14 protein-coding genes are annotated in these 18363 nt (G+C 62.5%); 11 read left to right on the forward strand and 3 right to left on the reverse strand.

Annotation, left to right across the window (positions count from 1 at the left end; all coding sequences use genetic code 11):
• A partial coding sequence (locus ACFMO7_RS13315) for an RNB domain-containing ribonuclease (RefSeq protein WP_376795973.1) occupies positions 1–1770 on the forward strand: 1770 nt, incomplete at its 5' end.
• Between the two features lie 28 nt (positions 1771–1798).
• Here ACFMO7_RS13315 and ACFMO7_RS13320 read toward each other — a convergent pair.
• Positions 1799–2320, reverse strand: coding sequence for an OsmC family protein (locus tag ACFMO7_RS13320; protein ID WP_376795974.1), 522 nt, complete (start codon positions 2318–2320; stop codon positions 1799–1801).
• 206 nt (positions 2321–2526) lie between these two features.
• Positions 2527–3945 carry a cellulose binding domain-containing protein gene (locus ACFMO7_RS13325; RefSeq protein WP_376795975.1) on the reverse strand — a complete coding sequence of 473 codons (1419 nt, stop codon included), beginning with the start codon at positions 3943–3945 and terminating at the stop codon, positions 2527–2529.
• A gap of 371 nt (positions 3946–4316) precedes the next feature.
• On the opposite strand from ACFMO7_RS13325, the gene ACFMO7_RS13330 reads away from it, so the two are divergent.
• Together ACFMO7_RS13330 and ACFMO7_RS13335 are read left to right on the forward strand one after the other, a co-directional pair.
• Positions 4317–4754: an OsmC family protein gene (locus ACFMO7_RS13330; RefSeq protein ID WP_376795976.1), complete on the forward strand. Its 438-nt coding sequence runs from the start codon at positions 4317–4319 to the stop codon at positions 4752–4754.
• Positions 4755–5109: 355 nt separating this feature from the next.
• Complete coding sequence (locus ACFMO7_RS13335; protein WP_297160929.1) at positions 5110–5310, forward strand: helix-turn-helix domain-containing protein; 201 nt, start codon at positions 5110–5112, stop codon at positions 5308–5310.
• Between the two features lie 457 nt (positions 5311–5767).
• Here the strand turns inward: ACFMO7_RS13335 and ACFMO7_RS13340 are convergent, their stop codons facing one another.
• Positions 5768–6181, reverse strand: a complete 414-nt coding sequence (locus ACFMO7_RS13340; RefSeq protein ID WP_376795977.1) for a YkvA family protein — start codon at positions 6179–6181, stop codon at positions 5768–5770.
• Between the two features lie 302 nt (positions 6182–6483).
• On the opposite strand from ACFMO7_RS13340, the gene ACFMO7_RS13345 reads away from it, so the two are divergent.
• The 8 genes from ACFMO7_RS13345 to ACFMO7_RS13380 all read left to right on the forward strand — a co-directional run bounded on the left by ACFMO7_RS13345 (position 6484) and on the right by ACFMO7_RS13380 (position 17925).
• Entirely contained in the window at positions 6484–7257 is a 774-nt protein-coding gene (locus ACFMO7_RS13345) for a ferritin-like domain-containing protein (RefSeq protein ID WP_376795978.1), read from the forward strand.
• A gap of 794 nt (positions 7258–8051) precedes the next feature.
• The gene (locus ACFMO7_RS13350; protein ID WP_376795979.1) at positions 8052–10160 is read left to right on the forward strand and encodes a molybdopterin oxidoreductase family protein; all 2109 of its coding nucleotides are present in this window, start codon (positions 8052–8054) and stop codon (positions 10158–10160) included.
• A gap of 37 nt (positions 10161–10197) precedes the next feature.
• Positions 10198–12675, forward strand: a complete 2478-nt coding sequence (nirB, locus tag ACFMO7_RS13355) for a nitrite reductase large subunit NirB (protein ID WP_376795980.1) — start codon at positions 10198–10200, stop codon at positions 12673–12675.
• A gap of 84 nt (positions 12676–12759) precedes the next feature.
• A complete protein-coding gene (locus ACFMO7_RS13360) occupies positions 12760–13098 on the forward strand; it encodes a Rieske (2Fe-2S) protein (protein WP_376795981.1) in 339 nt (112 codons plus the stop codon).
• 114 nt (positions 13099–13212) lie between these two features.
• Positions 13213–14055: a uroporphyrinogen-III synthase gene (locus tag ACFMO7_RS13365; RefSeq protein WP_376795982.1), complete on the forward strand. Its 843-nt coding sequence runs from the start codon at positions 13213–13215 to the stop codon at positions 14053–14055.
• Positions 14056–14220: 165 nt separating this feature from the next.
• Complete coding sequence (locus ACFMO7_RS13370) at positions 14221–15366, forward strand: nitrate/nitrite transporter (RefSeq protein WP_376795983.1); 1146 nt, start codon at positions 14221–14223, stop codon at positions 15364–15366.
• A gap of 413 nt (positions 15367–15779) precedes the next feature.
• Positions 15780–17159 carry a cystathionine beta-synthase gene (locus tag ACFMO7_RS13375; RefSeq protein WP_376795984.1) on the forward strand — a complete coding sequence of 460 codons (1380 nt, stop codon included), beginning with the start codon at positions 15780–15782 and terminating at the stop codon, positions 17157–17159.
• 337 nt (positions 17160–17496) lie between these two features.
• Positions 17497–17925 (forward strand): archease, encoded by a 429-nt coding sequence (locus ACFMO7_RS13380; RefSeq protein WP_376795985.1) that lies wholly within the window; start codon positions 17497–17499, stop codon positions 17923–17925.
• Positions 17926–18363: the final 438 nt, after the last annotated feature.

The raw sequence follows: 18363 nt of genomic DNA on the forward strand, positions 1-18363 counted from the left end.
ACTCCCCTGGGCGAAATGCTGCGTGCTCTCTACCAACTTGCCGAGCAACTCTATCAGCTCCGGCGCGCGCGAGGCTCGCTGGCTCTCTACGACCTGGGTCGTGGCTGGGCCACCAGCGAAGAAGGTTTCCTGCTGCGTCTGAGCGACGAGCAGCGGCACCGCTCCTATCTCCTGGTTCAGGAGTGTATGATCCTGGCTAACCAGCTCTTCGCGCAATTCCTGGCCCAGCGCGGCCTGCCGGCCCTCTACCGCAACCACTGCTCCAAGCCGATTGCTCCGACGAGCGAAGCCCTGCGAGAAATGCTGGAGACTGCCCTGCTGCGGCCGGATCAGGTCAGGCCCGAGCAAGTCAGCGCTACCATCCAGCTCGTTGTTGAGCGCGCCACCTACGCACCGATCTTACGCGGGCACTTCGGCCTGCAGCTGCCGGCCTATCTGCATCTGACCTCACCCCTGCGGCGCTACGCTGATCTGGTCAACCAGCGCATTCTGCTCTCTGCTATCCAGGGAGCCGGTGCCTCCTCCCTACCTCTTGCGCGCGAGGAGCTAGACGAGATCGCCAGCCATCTGAACAAGGTTGAGCGGGACCTGAAAGCGGCGAAGCCGGCCTACTTCCTCTCCCTCTACGAGCAGCAGTTACAGCAGGAGGTTGAGGAGGTACTTGCACAGGGGGGAGGGCGCGCCCGCCCTCTTGCCGGGCTGGACGCGCGCCGCTTTCATAGCCTTGTACGAATCGCGGCCCAATCGCAGCTCCTTCCGCCAGCGGTCGAAGAAGAGATCCTGGCCCGTCTGAATAGCGACGCCCTTGGACCCCACGATCTCTTCACCCTGCTCTTCCGTTTCCCAACCACCGGCCAGACCTGGGAGCGCGTCAAACAGGCCGCCCTCTCCTCGCTTTGCCGCCGGCCGCAGCATGCGATCAGCCTGCTTGTGATGGGACAACAGATTCTGGGCTGGCAAGCTCCTATCTACGAGGAACAGACCTTTTTTGGGAGGGAGGGACGGCCCTGGTTTACTGCCAGAGCCAGCCTGCATCTGGGCAACCAGTGTTACTGCTCGGCAACCTATCAAGGCCCACGCAAAGACCGGGCCCGGCAGCTTGCCAGCCTTGATCTGCTGATCAGGGTAAGCGGTCTCAGACAGGAGCAGGACATCGCTCGTTGGTTGGAGATCGCTTGTGGCCCCTCCTGTCCTGCTTCCTCAGAGCAAGAGCGGCAGCCCGAAGAGTCCCGTGCGCAAACACTCGCCGAGACGATCAACTACAAGGGGGCCTTGCAAGAATTGGCACATCTCCAGCGTTGGGGCCTCCCACGCTATCGCCTGCTCGCCCGCAGCGGAGCAGCCCATGCCCCCAGCTTTACGGCGGAGTGCGAGCTGATCATTGGCGGGAAGCGCTATAGCGCCTGTGGCCACGGCCCGAGCCGGAATCGCGCCGAACAGGCAGCGGCCAGGAGCCTGCTCGAGCATCTGCCTCTGCCGCCCGAGCAGCGCCAGGCCATCTTGGGACCTTCTGAGCGCTCGGCGATCCGCCTGCTCAATGAATTGCTCCAGCGTCGGCAGATCGGACACGCCGAGTACGCCTATGCGCAGAGCGGGCCACCGCAGGAGCCACTCTTTACCTGTAGCTGCACGGTCACTCTCCGCTCTGGCCACTCACTGAGGACTACCGCCCAGGGAAAAACCAAGCGCGCCGCAGCTAGGGCAGCGGCCCTGGAGATGCTCAAAGCCTTGCACACCCTGGCGGATGAGCAAGGCTTTGAGAACCACTGAGCGTGTCGAGAGAGCAGGGCACAGAGACTCAGTCGGAGAGAAGCGTGGCGTGTAAGGGAATGGCTTTCTCGATCGTTTGCCCCACGGGCGAGGTGCGTAGCACATGCTGGTGCAGCTCCTCAAGCACTTCCTGTGGGGCATCAGCCTTGAGATGGACACGAACATTGATTCCGGAATAGCCGGCGTGTCCCTCGTGCAGGCCAAGAAATACAGGCAGGTCAAGATGACCCTCTAGCTCAACGCGCAGCTCCTGAATCTGAATGCCGCGTAGGGCCGCATTGGCGGTGTAGCCAATGGCCAGGCAGCTTCCCAGCGCGCCTAGCAGCTGCTCTACCGGGTTGGGGGCCGTGTCGCTTCCCCCGAGAGCCTTGGGCTCATCGGCATAGCTGGGAGGCAGGTCGCGGATGCGAATCTCGTTGAGAAAACCGCCTCGCCAGGTCACCTCAGCCTTCCAAAGGGTGTCTCCTGCTTCTGGCTCGTTCTGCAGCTTTGTACGCAGGGTCTCGATAGCAGCGGTATCAACTCCGTTGACCGTCGCCGGTGTACTCACCTGGGCCTCCAAAATTGACTTACTAGATCAAGAAAATCAACTTTTGGGTAAGTATACGTCAGACAAGGCTGGCTGTCAAGGGGGGAGGCCAGGAAACCTGCAGGAAAGGGCTACCCCACCGGCGCCAGACGGGGAGGCGGGTGGGGTAGCGGGCTGCGAACAGCAAGCGGGCCGGTCTCTATTCAGCCAGAAAGGCCCAAGGCCGGCTAGCCGGTCGTGTAGGTGACCGGCGTGTAGGCGCTCGGGCAGGACGAACCGCAGCTACTGGGATAGCTGAAGTAGTAGACGCGGCCATTGTTGATCAATTGATTATTAACGTCGTAGACGCGGATGGCATACTGATTGCCGCCTGGCGTCGTGGGCAGGATGACGTAATCGTTGCCCATATCGGCATCCATCTGCGCGTGAATCCACGTCCCATTTTGGTAGTAGTCGACCCCGTGAATGCCGTTTGCCAGGTGGGTGATCGAGATTGCCGACCAGTAGGGGTTAGCACCCTGCAGGAAAGCGATTTTGATATCGCCGCTATAGTTTGGCGCTGGGATAAACTGCCAGCTGATCTGGCGGTTGTTCCAGGCGTTAGGATACATATTGCCGACTGGCTGGCCGTTGATCTGGAACTGGTTCAAGGCGCGCTGGACAATGTCCAGATGATAAGGATCATCGCGGCACCAGGCGTTACCGTCCTGACAGCTATCGGCCACCACCAGGTCGAGCGTGGCCCCAGTATACTGGTCGTTGACCCAGCTGCCGTTGCGGCAGAAGGGCTGGTTGGGAGCGCCATCGTTGATGCCGGTACAGTAGGCCCCGATCGTCACGCGCACCCAGCGCCCACAATTGAGGCCGTTGTCGAAGGCACCGATCTTGCTGGCATTCTGGGCTGAGATCGGGCGTGAGAGATAGGTGCTGTAGTCGCCCGGGGTATTTTGCACGTTGAGGGCTACATAGTAAGCGGAATCGATATAGCCTTCGGGGACGCCGCAGCCGCCATAGGGACTGCCCACTCCGGAGAACCAGGTAGCGTTACCGGTATGCGTGCCATCCAGCGGCAGGGGGGTGGTCGCGACCACCGGGATCCCCGGCGTTGGGGTGGTGCTCGCGGTGGCTGTTGGTGTCAAGGCCGGGGTGGGAGTTGTGCCTGCCGTCGGCGTTGGGGTCGGCGTCGGGGTGCTGCCCGGCGTGGCTGTTGCGCTACTGCCAGCGTTGCAGGCGTTGCCGTTCACAGCGAAGTTGGTTGGGACCGGGTTGCTCGTGGTCCAGGTGCCATTGAAGCCGGGATTGACGGTCCCGTTAGCCGGCACGTTCCCGTTCCAGCTCGCATTGGTGACGGTCACGTTTTGCCCCGATTGGCTAAAGGTACCGTTCCAGCCCTGGCTGACGCTCTGGCCACTGGCTGGGAAGGTAAAGGTCAGCGTCCAACTGCTCCAGGCCGAGCCACTCGTGTTCTGGATGACAATGTTGGCGCCGAAGCCCCCGGGCCACTGGCTGGTGATGGTGTAGGTAACCTGGCAGTACGAGGCGGCATAGCTGACCCGGGCCCGGCTGAGCAGGCCGGCGAGCGCAGAGCCGATGACCACGACTGTCAGGCCAATTAACAGGATGCGCGAGCGTCCTATACTCCTCATTCCGCTTCTCCTTGCACAGTGTGGCCGGTCGTGAGCCGGGTGGACAGACCAGGGCAAGCCGCTCAGGTCCCGATGGTATCTGTTCTGCCGCCCGGCTCAGGCGCTTTTGACCCAGTATAGAGGAAAGGCAGCCGACACAGCCAGAGCAGGTAGCAGTCACCTGCATGACAGTGATCAGGGCGGACCCCCCTCGGGGCACGTTGCCTGAACGGAAAGCCGCGCCTGCCAGCCATGGTACAATACACGGCGAGCAGGCATCTATTCCCGCCTGCTCGCCTGCTCTCTCGCTGGGCCTGGTGGGGAGGGCGTGTCTCCGGCTCAGCCTGGCTGAGAGGACGAAGGCCATCAAAGACAACAAGGGAGGGACGGCAATGACGCTGACTGTAGCGACCCGCTTGCGCCTGGAGGAGGGCCTGACCTTCCTGGCCGAGACGAGCAGCGGTAAGCAGCTGCGGCTGACGGGGGCTGCTGAGCTGAGTGGCTCGGGGGAAGGATGGCGTCCGATGGAGCTGCTGCCCCTGGCACTGGCCGCCTGCACTGGCATCACAGTTCTTTCCATTCTACGCAAAAAACGTCTGCAAATTACTTCTTATGAGGTCGTTGTCTCTAGTGAGCGGGCAGAACACCACCCACGTGTCTTTACCGCCTTTCATGTGGAACACCGTATCGCAGGCTTTGCTCTTGAACAGGAGGTGATTGAACGCGCTATTGAACTGAGCGAAGCGAAGTATTGCCCCGTGAGTGCCATGCTGCGCACGGCAGCACCTATCACTCATAGGGTCACCCTCCTGGCCTCCGCCGAGTCATAAGGGCGCCTGGCAAGCCAATCTCTGCGCCCAGGGCGCCAGGAGGCCAGAGAACCTCTCCGGGGGCCAAAGAGGGGCTGGAAAGAGGCTTGTCAGAGGCTCCTGGAAACGGTATGATAGACGCATCTCGATGCCAACGCTGCAGACACAGAATACCGTCGTGGCGGTTCCGGGGCGGGAGGGGAAGCCGGCTCGAAGAGGCGCTGGTCAGGAAGGAAGAAAGGAAGGAAGGAAGCATCGCAGGCCCAATGAAGGGCCCCAGACGGGGGCAGCCCTGGGGTGTCTGCTCCCCCTATTCTCCTCTCTGTGCTCGGAAAGCGGCTGTGTCGGACCGGTTGTCTGCGAAGGAGAGAAGGTTATGGATCGACATCTGGATGTGGAAGAATTGCTCACAATCAGCGAAGTCGCACAGCTCTTGCGGGTCGATGCTACCACGGTCAGACGCTGGGTGAAGGAGGGCTTGCTGGAAGGGGTACGCCTGCCTCGCGCCAGCCAGCGTCAGAGTTATCGTATCAAGCGCTCGACGCTGGAACGACTCTTAGGAGAGGGGCAGAAGTAGCGTCGCCGGACGGCTGATGAAGGCCGATCGCTGGCTGGTGGAAGGGAGCATGGAGAGCCAGGGTTGAAGATGACTGGCGGGCAAGCTTGTGAGCGTGGCGGCTGCCCCTCGGAAAGCGAGTGAGGTGCGGCCTGCGATTGTGGTCAGAGGGACTCTGGTCTTTGTTTGGGTCTGTGTCTCTCTACGACTATTTCTCTCCTCTGTTGAGGAAAGGTTGTCTGATTGAAGGGGCGTGTCTCCTGATTGCTCTGGCATCGAGTCGTTTTGCCGGCATTGAGAGGGAGGCAAGAGCGACCGTAGTGAAGCGAGGCAGGGAACACCCCCTGATCTGTCTTCCTGTGTCCTGATCGTTCTCAACCAGTGTTTTCGGGCCAAGGCTTTCTTTCGATGCTACCTGGCGAAGGCGCCGGGTAGCTTCTCTTCTGTGAAGCGGGGAAAAGCCAGGTCCTGACTGATCTCAGCGGCTAACGATGAACTGGCGCTTGCTGAGTACCCAGAACAAGAGGAGGAGAAGGAGAAGGCCAAAGGCCCAGAGGGCCAGGACCAGAAAGACCCCCCCTCCAAAGGGCGACTGCTCCTCGGCCAAGGCGGCGCGCGCACGCGCGCGGCTCTCCTCGAGGAGAGCGGGCGGCAGCAGCTTGATGGCCAGCAGAATGCCGAGCGGCAAAATGACCAGATCGTCCAGAGAACCAATAACTGGAATGCAGTCGGGAATCAGGTCAATGGGACTGAAGGCGTAGCTGAGCAGTCCCAGGAGCAACAGGCGATAGTACCAGGGCAGGCGTGGATCACGGTAGGCCAGAATAAGGGCGTAGATTTCTTGCCGCAGTTGGCGGGCACGCGCTCGCCAGCGCGCTCTAAAGGTCCTCATGCTCTCGCTTCCTCTCCCTTCTCCTCTACTACTATTATAGCCGGGCACCCGGTATAGGCAACGCGACCGATAGCCATCCCCATCTCTGGCGCTGCGGGCCGTGCCTCGGTAATCCAGTGGTCGGGGCCGCGCGTATCTCCTCAATGTCAGAGCAGAGAGTGTCGCCAGGGGCGAGAAGGCCGGCCTCGCGAGTGGTAGCCTCTCTCTGTTCTCTCTGCCTCGATCGGGCTGACCGGCGGGAGGGGCGCAACCGTCGGCAGTCTCCCTGCTCACATACTTCGCTGGAGATGAGGAAGACAAATATGCTAGATCCCGTGTTAGATCCACAGTCAAGAATCCATCGAACCGCCGTTCACAGGGAAGAGCCAGAAGCAGGCAAGAGTGCGCCCCCGGCACGTCGTGTCTTTTTGCGCCGCTCATTGACAGGGGTGGCGCTGGCTGTGCCGGTTGGAAGCTTGCTGGCGGCCTGCGGCTCCAGCTCGACCATGACAGGCTCCGCCTCGACCCCCACCGCGGTTGCTAGTTCAGCGGCGACCTCCCCTACACGCATGCTCTCGCTGGCCTCGGTCTCCGATAGCGGCTCGGCCTTTCGCGAGATTATGCAGGACGAGAATGCTCACGTGACCTTTCTTCAGCAGGCGCTGACCAAGGCGGGAGTCCAGCCACGCCCCAAGCCAACCTTTAAGAATCTGGAGCAGATGGATCTGCAGTCCTTTGCTCAGCTAGCGCAGACTTTCGAGAACGTTGGCGTGGGAGCCTATTTGATGGCCGCTCCAGCCATCGCCTCCAAAACCTATCTGGCCGCCGCTGGTTCAATCCTGACGGTGGAGGCACGCCATGCTGGCTTCCTGGATGCTTTGCTCAGCAAGCCGCTGAGCGCCAACGGCGCCTTCGACAAGCCGCTGTCGCAGGCTGAGATTGTGAGCGCCGTTTCTCCTTTCATCGCCGGCCTCAACGGTGGCTCGGACCCCTCGGCCTCCCTCAAGAATGATGCGGCGATTCTGAATTTCGCTCTTCTGCTGGAGTTCCTTGAGGCCGAGTTTTATAATGTGAACGTTCCGAAATTCTTCAAATAACGCCCTCGCTCTGCTCTCCTCCTTCATCTTTTATCGGCCATAGCGGGACTTCGATCAGCGGAAGGAGGGGAGGAGGGAGGCACTGAGAGGTGCCGGGGCGGCCCAAGGGAGCCTTTGACTCGACCGGGCCTGGCTGGCGGGTTGCCCGCAGTCCAGGCTTCTCCCTTTGGGCCTGGACCCGGCCCTTTTTTGGGAGGAAAGCTGGCCAGTCGCGGCCGCTGCCACGGGCGGGCGGCTGGCATGTGTCCTCGAGAGCCTCAGCCTCCGGCCTTACCCTACCATCCGCCTATGAAACGGCCAGGCGGTGATGCTGGCCCTGCTCCGCTCTGCCGGGCTGCCCGGGAACGCACCTGCGCCCGCTTCCTTTCCTGAAAGGGGAGCCGTCCCATTTCAGGCGCCTCGGTCTCCCTTCGTAGAGGTCAAGGCGGCAGGCTCTCCCCTCGCTGAATTGTGCAATATGTCCAATGAACCAAAAAGAATCTTCGGCTATTCTGCCAATGACTGGACATGAAGGCAGATGGTAATCTATATTCGCGATAGGGAACTGTGCATCTTGACCAAAGGCTCTGCCGACGGCCACCCTTGGGCGGGCGGAGTGAGCTGACCGACGCAGATCCCACCACAGCGCCGCTGCTGCCTCCGTTCCTCCGGCCATGCCGCAAGCCGGGAAGGACTCAAGGCCATTGGAGGAACGATGCGCGACTTTGCCTATCCTGCCGAAACGGGGGCAGCCTTGGGACAGAGCAGATCTGGTCCACCGGGTTGCCTTGCTTCTCACGCCAGGGGGAACAGCCTTGCAGCAACGGCAAGAGAAGACGAGTTCTGCCACCAGTGTGGCCACCCATTGCCCGTACTGTGCTTTTCAATGCGGCATGCTTCTGGGGGGCAGCCCGCAGCGAGCGTGGATCGAGGGAGACCGACATTTTCCCGTCAACCGAGGGGGGCTGTGCCTCAAAGGGTGGACCTCACCCGAGACGCTGGCTCATCCTGAGCGCCTCCGGACGCCGCTCAAGCGCCAACCCGATGGATCCCTGCAGCCCGTCTCCTGGGACGAGGCCCTGGAGAGCGTTGTGCAACATATCCGGGCCGCCCAGCAGCGCTATGGAAGGGAGGCTGTCGGCGTCTTTGGCAGCGGCGCCCTGACCAACGAAGAGGCTTACTTGCTGGGCAAGTTTGCCCGCCTGGCCCTGGCCACCTCCCAGATTGACTACAACGGGCGCTTCTGCATGTCCTCAGCGGCAGAGGCTATGAATCGCGCCTTTGGCCTTGATCGGGGTCTGCCTTTCCCCCTGGAAGATCTGGCCCAGGCCGAGGTCATTCTTCTCGCTGGGAGCAACATCGCCGAGACGATGCCCCCGCTGATGCAGTACCTCGAGCGTCAGCAACAAGCCGGCGGTCTACTGATCACGGTTGACCCCCGCCAGAGCATCACTGCTCGCTCAGGTCAGCGCCACCTGCAGCTCACGCCTGGCAGCGATGCCGCCCTGGCCAACGGCCTGCTGCACATTCTGATCCGTGACGGTCTTCTGGACGAGGAGTATATCGCTCAGCGGACCAGCAACTTTGCCGCTGCCCAAGCGATGGCGGCCGCCTATTGGCCGGAGCGTGTTGAACGCCTTACCGGTGTGCCCGAGCGGGAGCTGACTGAGGTGGCTCATCTGTTGGCTCAGGCTCGCTCGGCCATGGTCCTGACCGGGCGAGGCGCCGAACAGCAGCGTCAGGGCGTGACCAACGTCCTCGCCTACATCAATGTGGCCCTCGCTCTGGGCCTGGTCGGCAGGCCCGGCAGCGGCTTCGGCAGTCTGACCGGCCAGGGAAACGGCCAGGGAGGACGCGAGCACGGCCAGAAGGCCAACCAGTTGCCGGGCTATCGCCGTATCGACGATCCGGCAGCCAGAACCCATATTGCCCGCGTCTGGGGCGTTGACGAGCGGGAGCTGCCAGGTCCGGGCCGCTCGGCCTATGAGATGCTTGCCAGTCTGGGGAGGCCCGGCGGCGTACGCTGCCTGTTTGTCATGGGCAGCAATCTGGTCGTCTCGGCTCCCAACGCCTTGCAAATCGAAGAACGGCTGGCGGCTCTCGATTCGCTGATTGTCTGCGACTTCTTTCTCTCAGAAACGGCCCGTCTGGCCAGCGTTGTCTTACCGGTCACCCAGTGGGCCGAGGAGGAGGGCACGCTTACCAATCTTGAAGGCCGTGTCATTCATCGGAGGCGAGTTTTTAGTCCGCCAGCCGGCGTTTGGGATGAGATCACGCTGCTCTGCGAGTTAGCCAGGCGTCTGGGGAAGGGCCAGTATTTTCCCTTCAGCAAGGCCCGCGACGTTTTTGAAGAACTCAGGCGCGCCAGCGTCGGTGGCCTGGCCGACTACGCTGGCATCAGCTACGAGAAGATCGATGCTCAACAGGGTGTCTTCTGGCCATGTCCGGCCCCCGATCACCCAGGCACCCCTCGCCTCTTCACCGAGGGCTTCCCGACCAGCGACGGGCGCGCCCGCTTCCACGTGACCCACTACCAGGGTCCTGCCGAGGAGCCTGACCGCGACTATCCTCTCTACCTTAGTACAGGGCGCACCCTGGCCCACTATCAGTCGGGCAGTCAGACCCGACGCATCGCTCAACTACAAGCCCTCAGCCCTGAGCCGCTGATCGAGATTCATCCGACAACGGCCAGCGAGTGCGGTCTCAACGATGGAGATCTTGCTCTGCTCTCGACCCGCCGGGCGAGCATGCAGGGCCGTATCAGAGTAAACGAAACGATTCGCGAAGATACGCTCTTTGTCCCCTTCCACTGGGGAGACGCACAAGCAGTCAACCGCCTGACCAATCCTGCGCTCGACCCTGTTAGCCGCATGCCCGAATTCAAAGTTTGTGCAGCGCGGATCGAGCGCCTTGAGAATCCATGAGAATCCAAGCGAGTAGCACAGGGAGGGAGCAACGCAGATGACGCGGAAGCTGCGACTCGTTGTCATTGGCAACGGCATGGCCGGGGCCCGCCTGGTTGAAGAAATCGTCAATCGCCCGGGAGGAGAGCGCTACGAGATCACGGTGCTGGGCGCCGAACCCTACGGCAACTACAATCGCATTCTGCTCTCGGGCGTCCTGGCGGGCAGCTATTGTCCGGAGTCCATCTTTCTTCAGCCGCTGGCCTGGTATCAGGAGCACGGCGTCAGGCTGCGGGCGGGCCAGGCCGCTGTTGGGATCGACTGGCGGAGGCGCCGCGTGCAGACCTCCGATGATGACTGGGAAGCCTACGACCGCCTTGTGATCGCCACCGGTAGTCGCCCTTGCCTCCCGCCGCTCGCCAACCTGGTGCGCGAGGATGGCCGACTCATCGAGGGCGCTTTTACCTTCCGCACGCTGGATGACTGCCAGGCGATTCTCGCTCATTGCAGCCGTGCCAGGCGGGCCGCGGTCATCGGGGGAGGGCTGCTTGGTCTGGAGGCGGCCAGCGGTTTGCGCAAGCGGGGACTGGAGGTCCACCTCATTCACCGCTCTCCCCATCTGCTCAACCTCCAGCTCGACACGGCGGGGAGCGCTATCTTAGCGCGACTCGTCGGCGAGCAAGGGATCCAGCTTCACCTTGGCAAGGAGACGGTCGCTGTTCTCGGGCAGGATCAGCTCTGCGGCCTGCGCTTCAGCGACGGCAGCGGACTGGCCTGCGATCTGTGTGTCATCGCCACGGGGTCTCAGCCCAATATCGAGCTGGCACGGGCGGCGGGACTGGCCGTCAGGCACGGCATCGTCGTTGATGATAACCTCGCCTGCAGTGTTCCCGAGGTCTTCGCCCTTGGCGAGTGCGCCGAGCACCGTGGGCAGACCTATGGCCTCGTTGCCCCCGGGTGGGAACAGGCCCGTATCCTGGCCGAGCGCCTCACCGATAGCGAGAGCCGAAAACAGTACACCGGTTCGGCTCTCTCGACCCGCCTGAAGGTCGGCGACCTCGACCTGACGGTGATGGGCCACAAAGAGCCGCAAGGCAGCGAAGATGAAGTGATCACCTACGCCGAACCTGCTCGCGGCATCTACAAGAAGCTCATCGTGCGCGAGGGGCGCCTGCAGGGCGCGATCCTGCTCGGCGACCTGCCGGGCAGCCTCCCCGCCGCCCGTCTTGTGCAACTCTTCCATCGAGGCGACCCGCTGCCGACCAACCGGGCCGAACTGCTCTTCCCCTATCATGCTGGGAACAGGCAGGTCCTCTCGGTAGCCGAGCTTCCCGACGATACCCAAATCTGCAACTGCAATGGCGTCTCCAAGGGGACCATCCTTGCTGCTGTCCGTACCGGCAAGCGCAGTCTCAAAGCCCTCTGCGAGGCCACGCGCGCTGCTACCGGCTGCGGCTCCTGCAAGGGCCAGGTCCAGGAACTGCTCGTGCTGGCCTGTGAAGGCGAAGTTGCCGAAGACCCCTCGGTCCACTATTACGTTCCAGCTATTCCCCTGACCAAGCCAGAGCTGGTGCGCGTTATCAAGGAACGCGGCCTGCGCAGCGTCTCGGCGGTCTTCCGAGAGCTGGCCAATGGCCAGGAGGACCCGGCCAGCAAGGCCGGCCTGGCCTCACTGCTGAAAACCATCTGGGGCAAGGACTACGAAGACGAGCGCGATGCGCGCTTCATCAATGACCGCGTGCACGCCAACATTCAGAAGGATGGCACCTTCAGCGTGGTGCCGCGCATCTACGGAGGCGTCACCACGCCGGAGCAGCTGCGCCGCATCGCGGACGTCGCCGAAAAGTATCGCGTGCCGCTCGTCAAGATCACCGGCGGCCAGCGCATCGATCTGGTTGGGGTGCGCAAGGAGCAACTGCCGGCTATCTGGAAAGACCTCGGCATGCCTTCTGGCCATGCCTACACCAAGGCTTTCCGCACCTGTAAGACCTGCCTGGGAAGCGACTTCTGCCGCTATGGCCTGGGGGACAGCACGGCCCTTGGCATCAAGATCGAGAAGCGCTATCAGGGCATTGAAATGCCCCACAAGGTCAAGCTGGCCACGGCGGGTTGTCCGCGCAACTGCTCAGAAGCTACCACCAAAGATCTGGGTGCCGTGGCTATCGAGGGGGGACGTTGGGAGATCTACGTCGGCGGCGCGGCAGGCTCCCGCGTCCGCAAGGGGGACCTGCTCTGTACGGTCGATACCCACGAAGAGGTCCTGCTCTACATGGGGCGCTTCATGCAGTACTACCGTGAGAATGCCAAATACCAGGAGCGCAGCTACGACTTTGTGGAGCGCGTCGGCATCGAGCACCTGCGCCGCGTCCTGGTTGAGGATGCCGAGGGGATTGGCGAGCGCCTTGACCGCGAGATCCAGGCCGCCGTCGAAGCCTACGTTGATCCCTGGCAGCGCGAGGCTGAAGCCCCCGTGACCCCCACTCAGTTTAGTCAGGTTCTGGAGGCCATGCCCGTCTCGCTGGGTGCCAACGACTGAGCACACTGCGGCAGACTGGCTGACTCAGTCGTCCGAAAGCAGCCTGAAGAGGTAAGGGAAGGAAGGAGGAAACCAGCAGATCCCATGAAAGCGCCGCTACCGCCCGGAGCCGTGTGCTATAATCTAGGGCACGTCAGTCGCATTCCGCGCGGCGAAGGCCGCACCTATCAGCTGCGCGACCGGCTCATTGCCGTCTTTCGTTGCCGCAGCGGAGAGCTATTCGCGACACAGGCCGACTGTCCCCACCGGGGAGGGCCGTTAGCCGACGGCATCATCGGAGATGGCAAAGTCATCTGCCCTCTACATGCCTTCAAATTCGACCTGCGCACCGGCGCCCCGCTCGGGAACACCTGTGCGCGCCTGCGCACTTATCCCGTCAGTCTGGATGCCGATGGCAACATTTTAGTGACTGTTGAGGTCTAGAGCTGGGGACCGCCCTGGCCGTTTCGTCTGTCGCGAAGCCTGGGGATCATAAGCGAGCGCAAGCAACAGACTGCGAGCGGAAGCGCACAAGCGCACAAAGGAAAAGGACCAGCTATGATAAGAGGCTTTGCAGAAGCTGAGATCGCTGTTCTGGAGGCCCGCATGAGCGGGGAGCTGGCGCATCTCATCGCGCGCCATGGGGGACACGCGCGCTGCATTCCTGCCGTGCGTGAGGTTCCTCCGGCAGATGCCGCCCAGCAGGCTCTGACCCTGCTGGGCGAACTGCAGGCCAGACGCCTGGACGCCGTCATCTTTTCCACCGGCGTGGGGGCCAGCGCCTTGCTGCGCGAGATCGAGCAGCAGGACCAGCTCCCCGAGCTGTTGGATGCTCTCAAACAGGTAACTATCATCTGTCGCGGACCTAAACCGGCCACGGTCCTCAAGAGACATGGCCTGCCAGTGCATATCAGTGCCCGCGAGCCGCATACCACCGAGGAACTGCTCGACGCCCTGGAAGAGGTCGAGCTGCGCGGCAGACGGCTGGCCCTGCTCCACTACGGAGAGCGCAACGCCCGGCTCGTCGCCTATCTTCAGGAACGCGGCGCCAGCGTGGCGGAGTTCTGCCTCTACGAGTGGAAGCTCCCCGAAGACACCAGCCCGCTTAGACAGCTTGTCCATGACCTCTGCGCTGGCCAGGTCGACGCTCTTGTGCTGACCAGTCAGGTTCAGGTGCGCCATCTCTTTCAGGTGGCCGAGCAAGAGGGCCGCAGCCAGGCGCTCGCCCAGGCGTTGCGCGAGCAGGTAACCGTCGCCTCGATCGGCCCCACCTGCAGCGAGGCCCTGCTGCAGTACGGTGTCAGGCCGCACGTCGTACCAGAGCATCCCCGCATGGGACACCTCGTCAAGGCCCTTTCACACTACCTGGAAGATCGGAGCCGGGCATTGCCCAGTAGCTAGTCGCTAAGTGTCCATCCCGGCTGGCCTGGTCCGAGTCGGGCCTGCGCTCCGGCTCCTTGACCAGCCCGAGCGTCCTCTGAATGGACCGCTCCCGCTGGGACAGGGGCTTTTTCGTCTCGCCACACGGTCGACATGCCATCCGATCATAGGGAGGTCATTACAACTATGCGCATCCCTCGTACTCCGCTCACCACCTTGATCGCTGCCTTCTTGCACTTTGATACCTGCTTCGCGCTCTGGGTCTTGCTGGGAGCGCTTGGAATCTTTATTGCCCAGAGCCTGAAGCTGAGTCCTGCCGAGCAGGGTTTTCTGGTAGCCGTGCCAACCCTTGGTGGCTCCCTGGCGCGCTTCCCGATGGGGATCCTTGGCGACCGCTTCGGCTACAAGCGGGTAGGGACCTTTCTGCTCCTCTTTCTGTTTCTCCCGCTGCTGGCCGGCTGGCTGCTCCCCCTCAATTTCCCGGCCCTGCTGGCCGTTGGGCTTCTGCTGGGCTGTGCCGGCTCCTCTTTTGCCGTCGCGCTCCCTTTGGCCAGCCGTTGCTATCCAGCGGAGAGGCAGGGACTGGTCATGGGCATTACCGCGGCAGGGAATATGGGGACCGTTATCGCCAACCTGGCCGCGCCCGCGCTGGCGCGCAGCTACGGCTGGCAGACGGTGATGGGGCTGGCCATGATCCCTCTGGCCCTCATCCTGTTGGCCTTCGTCCTGCTGAGCCGGGAAGCCGAGAAGGGGCCTGCTGGGGTCGTTAGCCTGTCCGAGTCCGAGCCGGAGTCATCTGGGAGCGTTCTTGCGAGCGCCGATCTCTGGTGGTTCTGCTTTTTCTACAGCATCACCTTTGGCGGCTTCGTTGGCTTGAGTACCTTCCTGCCCCTCTTCTTGCACAACCAGTACGGTCTGAGCGCCGTCAATGCCGGCCTGCTCACCGCACTTGCCAGTCTGGCGGGCAGTCTGGCTCGTCCTCTGGGGGGGGTACCTGGCGGACCGCCTGGGCGGCATCTTTATGCTCAACCTCGTCTTCTGTCTTGTGGCCGTCAGCTACGCCCTGCTTGCCTGGGTTCCGCCGCTGAGCCTGGGGACCTGTCTGATCCTCTTTTTGCTGGCCATGCTCGGTACGGGCAACGGAGCGGTTTTCCAGCTTGTTCCCCTGCGCTTTCCCCGGCAGATTGGTCTGGCCACTGGCCTTGTCGGAGCCTGTGGTGGTCTGGGGGGCTTTCTCTTGCCCTCCTTGTTGGGGGAAGCCAGACAACTGAGCGGCAGCTACGCCACGGGCCTGGTTGGCCTGGCCTGTCTGGCCCTTGTCGCCCTGGTTAGCCTCCGTCTGCTGGTCAGCCTGCGGCCGGATTGGCGGCTCGGGCGGCCAGTTGCTGTCGTCGCGCAGCAGCCCTCCGCCTACTCGCGTAGCCGTAGCGGCTCCTAGCCAGCGCAGCCGGGGTCAGAGCGGCGAGGCCGAGGAAGGTTCCGACCTCCTGGCGCCTGCTCTGCTGATAGCCTTCTCCTGTCTCCTCTGGCCAGGCCACGATCGTGCATGCTATACTGTGGCTACGAAAGAACGAGTGTTCCGGCCCACCGGCGGTCTGACGTGCCCGGTCGGTGGGCCGAGTTGGGTCCCATCTTCCAACGCGGCAAGTCCCCACTCGACCAAAAACGCCAGCACAGCAACTGCTGCAGAGAGGAAGCGTGGAGATATGCAGGAGAAGCATACAGCTGAGCCCGCGCCAGGAGACATGCGCTACTACGATTCGATCCTCGAAGCCATTGGTAATACCCCACTGGTGCGCCTGCGCAAAGTCGCTGCCGACGTTCCGCCCCTGGTCCTTGCCAAGATCGAGATGCTCAATCCCGGAGGCAGCGTCAAGGATCGCATTGGTCCAGCGATGATCGAGTACTGCGAGCGCCAGGGTCTACTGCGTCCCGGGGGAACCATCGTCGAACCCACCAGCGGCAATACTGGCCATGGTCTGGCCATAGCAGCCGCCATCAAAGGCTATCACTGTATCTTTGTCATGACCGATAAGGTGAGCGAGGAGAAGCGCAGCCTGCTGCGGGCCTACGGGGCCGAGGTAGTTATCTGTCCGAGTACTGTTCCTCCCGACTCGCCCGAGCATTATAAGAATGTAGCTCATCGCCTTGCCAAAGAGATCCCTGGGGCCTGCTGCCCCGATCAGTACTCCAATCCGGCCAATCCTGCGGCCCACTACGCCAGCACCGGGCCCGAAATCTGGCGTGATACCGCCGGGCGCATCACGGCCTTTGTCGCGGGCATCGGCACTGCTGGCACGATCACCGGTACTGCTCGCTATCTCAAGGAGCAGAATCCTGCCATCAAGGTGATTGGCGCCGACCCTGCAGGCTCCGTCTACTCGGGCGACACACCGCGGCCCTACAAGGTCGAGGGCATCGGCATGGAGGTCTTCCCCAAGAATTACGATCCCTCCGTCGTTGACGAGGTGATCCGCGTTGAAGATCGCATCTCCTTTTACTGGGCCCGGCGTCTGGCGCGTGAGGAGGGGATCCTCGTTGGCGGCTCCTCGGGCACGGCCCTGGCCGCGGCCCTGACCTACGCGCGCCGGCTGACACCTGACGATGTGGTTGTCGTACTCTTTCCCGATACCGGACGTGGCTATCTCAGCAAGCAGTTCAACGATACCTGGATGCGCGAGAACAACTTGCTGATGCAGGCTGAGACTGAGCAGCCGACCCTGCGGGACGTGCTCACCTACCGACGGACCCACGAGGGGAGCATGCCGCTGGTCGTCAGTGTCTCGCCCCAGGACTCGATCGCCGACGCCGTTGAGCTGCTCCGCCGCTACGGGATTAGCCAGACGCCCGTCATGGAACATGGGCGCATGGTTGGCAGCCTCACCGAGGATCTGCTGCTCCAGCACCTGGCCAGCGGGGAAGCTCTGAGCGCCAAGACGGTCGGCTCTCTTCAAGGCCCTCCTTTCCCCGAGCTAGCCGCCGACGCCCCCGTCCAGGAGGCCTATACGCTCTTCCGCAGCGGCCAGTCGGCGGTGGCTGTCATGGACGGCCCCCGGTTGGAGGGCATCGTGACCCGCAGCGACCTGCTGGAATTCTGGGCCCACAGTCGGGAGCGAACGTGCTAGCGGACTCAGCGATGAGCCTGATCTCATCCTTTTTCTATCTCTAGAGCCGGGCAGATGGCCTCTGGCTAGTGCGTCAGGGAGCAAGGCAAGGGAGGGAGGGCAGATCTAGTGCGCCTTCCCTCCCTTACCTTGACAGAGCGCAAATGTGCTGCTACCATGAACAACGCATGACGCTTGAATGGGGCGGGTTGGCCGACATTCGGGAAGGAAGCTGCCGTGAAACGATGCCCAGGTCTGGTCTCCCGAGGAAGGGACAGGGAAGCGCCATGCAGGTGCCAGCGCTTGCCCAGATGCAGGCCAGAAGCCTGGTCCCACTCAATGAAAAGCGGGCGTAGCCATGGAGGAGCTGCCTTTCGAGGTCTTCGAGCACACGGCAGACGTCGGGCTCCAGGTCTACGGGCGGACCCTGCCGGAACTCTTCGTTCATGCGGCAGAGGGAATGGAAAGCCTGATGGTGCCTCTGGAGCAGGTTGAACCCAGGATCAGTCGAGAAGTGGTGGTTGAGGGGGATGATTTGGTCTCGCTGCTGATTGCCTGGCTAAGCCGTCTGATCTTCCTGTTCGATACCGAGTTTTTGCTCTTTCGCCAGTTTGAGATCAACGACTTCTCCCAGACGCAGCTGAAGATGAAGGCGCGCGCCAGCGGCGAGCCTTATGACGAGCAGCGCCACGAGCTAAGCAGCGCCATCAAGGCGGTCACCAGGCATCAGGCCGAGGTCGTCCCCACCGCCGGCGGCTACCGAGCGCGCATCATCTTCGACATCTAGCTCCGGGCGCAGTCAGCGGCGCTAAGTAGCCTGCATCCGACCGCCCATCTCTACCTCTGTGCCTGCCTGCCTGCCGCTCTCTTTCTTCGCCCACTCAGGTCCTCCAAGTCCTTGCTGATCAGGTGCTCGCGGGCGGAAAGACCGGGCCTTGTTATCTGCCCTGCCTCTGGTCTGGCGCTTCCGGCTTCACCTGACAGGTCAGTCGGGCGGACCACTGGTGGCTGCCCTTCCCTTCTCCCTCGTGCCTGGCCTGCTCAGTCAGAGCTGCGACGACAGAACCTACGCGGCGACCCACCGGGCGGGAGAGAGTCGTCTCCCTTCAAAGGAAGTACGAGTTTGCTTCGGGCTGATCCTCACCTGTGGTCTGGTCTACCTGGCTGAAAGCAGTCATACGAGTATTTGCAGCTCTATACCCCCAACAGCCTGCTAAAGGAAAGG

The organism is Thermogemmatispora sp., from assembly GCF_042408735.1.
Classification (GTDB): domain Bacteria; phylum Chloroflexota; class Ktedonobacteria; order Ktedonobacterales; family Ktedonobacteraceae; genus Thermogemmatispora.

Excerpts from the sequence above, each read along its gene's own strand:
- ACFMO7_RS13325 (WP_376795975.1), bottom strand. The coding sequence starts at position 3,945 with ATGAGGAGTATAGGACGCTCGCGCATCCTGTTAATTGGCCTGACAGTC.
- ACFMO7_RS13330 (WP_376795976.1), top strand. The coding sequence starts at position 4,317 with ATGACGCTGACTGTAGCGACCCGCTTGCGCCTGGAGGAGGGCCTGACC.
- ACFMO7_RS13335 (WP_297160929.1), top strand. The coding sequence starts at position 5,110 with ATGGATCGACATCTGGATGTGGAAGAATTGCTCACAATCAGCGAAGTC.
- ACFMO7_RS13340 (WP_376795977.1), bottom strand. The coding sequence starts at position 6,181 with ATGAGGACCTTTAGAGCGCGCTGGCGAGCGCGTGCCCGCCAACTGCGG.
- ACFMO7_RS13345 (WP_376795978.1), top strand. The coding sequence starts at position 6,484 with ATGCTAGATCCCGTGTTAGATCCACAGTCAAGAATCCATCGAACCGCC.
- nirB (WP_376795980.1), top strand. The coding sequence starts at position 10,198 with ATGACGCGGAAGCTGCGACTCGTTGTCATTGGCAACGGCATGGCCGGG.
- ACFMO7_RS13360 (WP_376795981.1), top strand. The coding sequence starts at position 12,760 with ATGAAAGCGCCGCTACCGCCCGGAGCCGTGTGCTATAATCTAGGGCAC.
- ACFMO7_RS13365 (WP_376795982.1), top strand. The coding sequence starts at position 13,213 with ATGATAAGAGGCTTTGCAGAAGCTGAGATCGCTGTTCTGGAGGCCCGC.
- ACFMO7_RS13370 (WP_376795983.1), top strand. The coding sequence starts at position 14,221 with ATGCGCATCCCTCGTACTCCGCTCACCACCTTGATCGCTGCCTTCTTG.
- ACFMO7_RS13375 (WP_376795984.1), top strand. The coding sequence starts at position 15,780 with ATGCGCTACTACGATTCGATCCTCGAAGCCATTGGTAATACCCCACTG.
- ACFMO7_RS13380 (WP_376795985.1), top strand. The coding sequence starts at position 17,497 with ATGGAGGAGCTGCCTTTCGAGGTCTTCGAGCACACGGCAGACGTCGGG.